Source organism: Ferruginibacter sp. (assembly GCF_014377975.1).
Classification (GTDB): Bacteria; Bacteroidota; Bacteroidia; order Chitinophagales; family Chitinophagaceae; genus Ferruginibacter.
Genome location: NZ_JACMOO010000399.1, coordinates 1 through 3,256, shown reverse-complemented (window position 1 = coordinate 3,256; position 3,256 = coordinate 1). Strand labels below are relative to the sequence as shown.

The 3,256-nt window shown below is 39.3% G+C and carries 3 protein-coding genes; all 3 read left to right on the top strand.

The features are described from left to right. Window positions 1-1,014, top strand: a 1,014-nt coding sequence (locus H7254_RS19530; protein WP_301934573.1) for a hypothetical protein, incomplete at its 5' end; no start/stop codon positions are given. A gap of 394 nt (window positions 1,015-1,408) precedes the next feature. Beyond that, the gene (locus tag H7254_RS19525) at window positions 1,409-2,446 is read left to right on the top strand and encodes a hypothetical protein (RefSeq protein ID WP_301934572.1); all 1,038 of its coding nucleotides are present in this window, start codon (window positions 1,409-1,411) and stop codon (window positions 2,444-2,446) included. Window positions 2,447-2,501: 55 nt separating this feature from the next. After that, window positions 2,502-3,256: polysaccharide deacetylase family protein (locus H7254_RS19520; RefSeq protein WP_301934571.1), on the top strand; the 755-nt coding region annotated here is incomplete at its 3' end.

Below are 3,256 nucleotides of genomic sequence, written 5' to 3'. Positions count from 1 at the left end.
GGTGATATTCTTTATGGGTCGGCTTCGAATACCTGGAGCAGGTTAGCAGCCGGTACCAGTGGCCAGGTACTGACTTTAGCAAGTAGTGGTATACCTTCCTGGACGGCAGGTACCGGATGGTTTTTAACCGGTAATGCCGGAATTACACAACCTGCTGTGCCTTCAACCTATGGCTCTTCTACTATAGGATCTTCTGAAAACTATTTAGGAACCAAGGATGCAAAAGACCTTGTATTTGCAACCAATAATACTGAAAAAATGAGACTGGTGAATTCCTCCGGCTATCTGGGAATTGGGACGGCAGCGCCCAGCAAACCACTTGACCTTGAGGGAAATCTTGCGAGTGGCATGATGAAAATACAAAACACCAATCCCTCCGGCTATTCATCTATTGATATTTGGAGTAATACAGCACAAATAGGCAATGTTGGTTTTTCCAATGGTGGTTCGGTATATCCAAACTTATTTTATTTTGCTACCAACACCACCAATGGTATGGTATTTTCAACCAACAATACTGCAAGAATGCAGTTGGACGGAAGTTCGGGTAATATTGGTATTGGTACTACTTTTTCAACCGCCAATCCGGCTACCGCTGCGTTACAGATTAAACCGGGCACTACAAGCGCAAGTTCGGCCCCTTTAAAGTTTACAGCAGGTGTAAATTTAACAACTCCTGAAAACGGTGCAGTTGAATATGATGGTACAAATTATTTTGCTACAAACGCTACTGCAACACGCTTTACTATAATAAAATCATTAACAAGTACCGCAACACTGCAGTTTCCAAACACGTCAGCTGGCACCAGCAGCACCCTAACAGTAACCGTTACAGGAGCAGTTGACGGTGACCCCGTTTCTTTAGGCGTTCCTAATGCTTCTAACAATTCAAATTCTAATTTTACAGCTTACGTAAGTGCTGCAAACACTGTTACAGTAAAGTTTAATAATTACTCAACCGTTGCTGTTGATCCGGCTTCAGGCACCTTCAGGGTATCAGTTATGAGGTATTAAAATTATTTTCTTATAATTTAGATTGCCAGAAAGGGTATCTGCTCAAACAAAAAAAGGCTGTCTCATTATGAGGCAGCCTTTTTTATGTAATAACGAACAGCAATAAGGTTTAAGGTTATTGAGAAAAGAATCACAACTATTTTAAAACCTTGTTAATCAAAAATACTATTGAGTAGTACAAGGTGCCGCCCTGTTAATTATTTTATATAAACAAATTATTTAGCAGTCAAACAATATTTTCCTTACTTAAATTGTTTACTTTAAATAAGCAGTTTATTTTAAGTTCATTAAAGATGGCATTGAATTTATAATGCTGTCTATGTATTTTTTCTGTTTATATAATTCATCTTGCAAATACTTTACATTTGCATCGAAAAATTCAATAACAAACTTTATGAAAAAACTGGTTCAGGTATCTCTGATGAGTACACTCCCGTTATTATTTTTGCAGGTTAACAGTGGTTGTAATCAACCAAAAACAAGTGCTTCGGTTTCTGGAAAAGATTCTGTAGCGCCAGGCCATCCTGGCCCTGTAACTCCAATAGCTACAATACTTGACACGGCAGACTACGATAAAAAAATGCTGGCTCTAAGCAATCATGATACTACGGGCAGGTGGCCTGCCAAAGCAGCCTACCCTTTACCTGGTGCAGTATTACCCTACAACAGAATTGTTGCGTTTTATGGTAATTTGTATTCTAAAAGAATGGGCGTTTTGGGCGGACTTCCCAAAGATTCAATGATAAGTAAATTACTGGAAGAAGTTGCAAAATTTCAGGCTGCTGATACTACAGTACATGTAATACCCGCCCTGCATTATATTGCTACTACGGCACAAGCAGCTCCGGGTAAAGACGGAATGCATCGCTATCGGATGCCTGGTAAACAGATAGATACCATTTTGAGCTGGGCCAAGCCTATCAATGCATTGGTTTTTGTAGATATCCAGGTAGGTCATAGCACCGTGAAAAATGAAGTATCTTCACTGGAACCTTATTTAAAATTACCCAATGTACACCTCGGTATTGATCCCGAATTTTCACTAAAACATGGAGAAATCCCCGGGCGAAAGATCGGTACTTTTGCTGCTGAAGACATTAACGATGCGGTGGATTTCCTTACAGACCTGGTTCGGAAAAATCATCTTACCCCTAAGATATTAATTGTACACCGGTTTACGCAGGGGATGGTTACCGGGTATGCTAAAATTAAAACAACACCTGAGGTACAGGTAATAATGGATATGGATGGTTTCGGCGACAAGATATTAAAAAAATCTACTTACCTACGGTACATTTACAAAGAACCTGTTCAGTTTACCGGGTTTAAATTATTTTATAAAAATGATACCAGGCCAGGAACCACGGGCATGTACACTCCGGAAGAATTAATGAAATTTGTTCCAAAACCAATTTATATTCAGTACCAGTAATTACAGTTTAACGTTTTCAATAATGAAATATATTTCGATTAAGAACTGTGTGATATTGCTTTTATTATCAAGTTGCCATTCAGTTTCTGATAAAACAAAATCAGCTGCCGACACTTCAACAGATACAACCCAAACGGTTAAAAATATTGTATCAGCAAAGCCGGTAGCCAGCCTCCAAACCATCCTTTCAAAAAAAGAAGTACCTATACTTTGCTATCACCACATCCGGGAAGCCAAGCCTGGACAAAGTGAAACAATGAAGAGTTATTCTGTGTCACCGGCTGCTTTTGCAGAACAAATGAAAACACTGCACGATAGCGGCTTTCAAACAGTTTTACCCGACCAACTATATGAATACCTGATACATGACGGCCCTATGCCTGCAAAACCTGTGATGCTTACCTTTGATGATACCGACGAAGAACAATACAGTATCGCTGTTCCAGAAATGAATAAATACGGATTTAAAGGTGTTTACTTTATCATGACGATTTCTATCAATCGTCCCCGTTACATGAGTAAAGCACAAATCAAAAATTTGTCCGACAGCGGGCATGCCATTGAATCCCATACCTGGGATCACCACATGGTAACAAAGTACACTCCCGCCGATTGGGATATACAATTAAGTAAACCGGAAAAAACGCTGACAGATATTACAGGAAAGTTACCCAAATATTTTGCATATCCATTTGGACTTTGGAACCAGGCTGCCATACCTGAATTAAAAAACCATCATTACAAAATGGCATTTATATTGTCGACAAAAAGAGATACAACAGAGCCTTTATTTACGGTGAGAAGAATGAT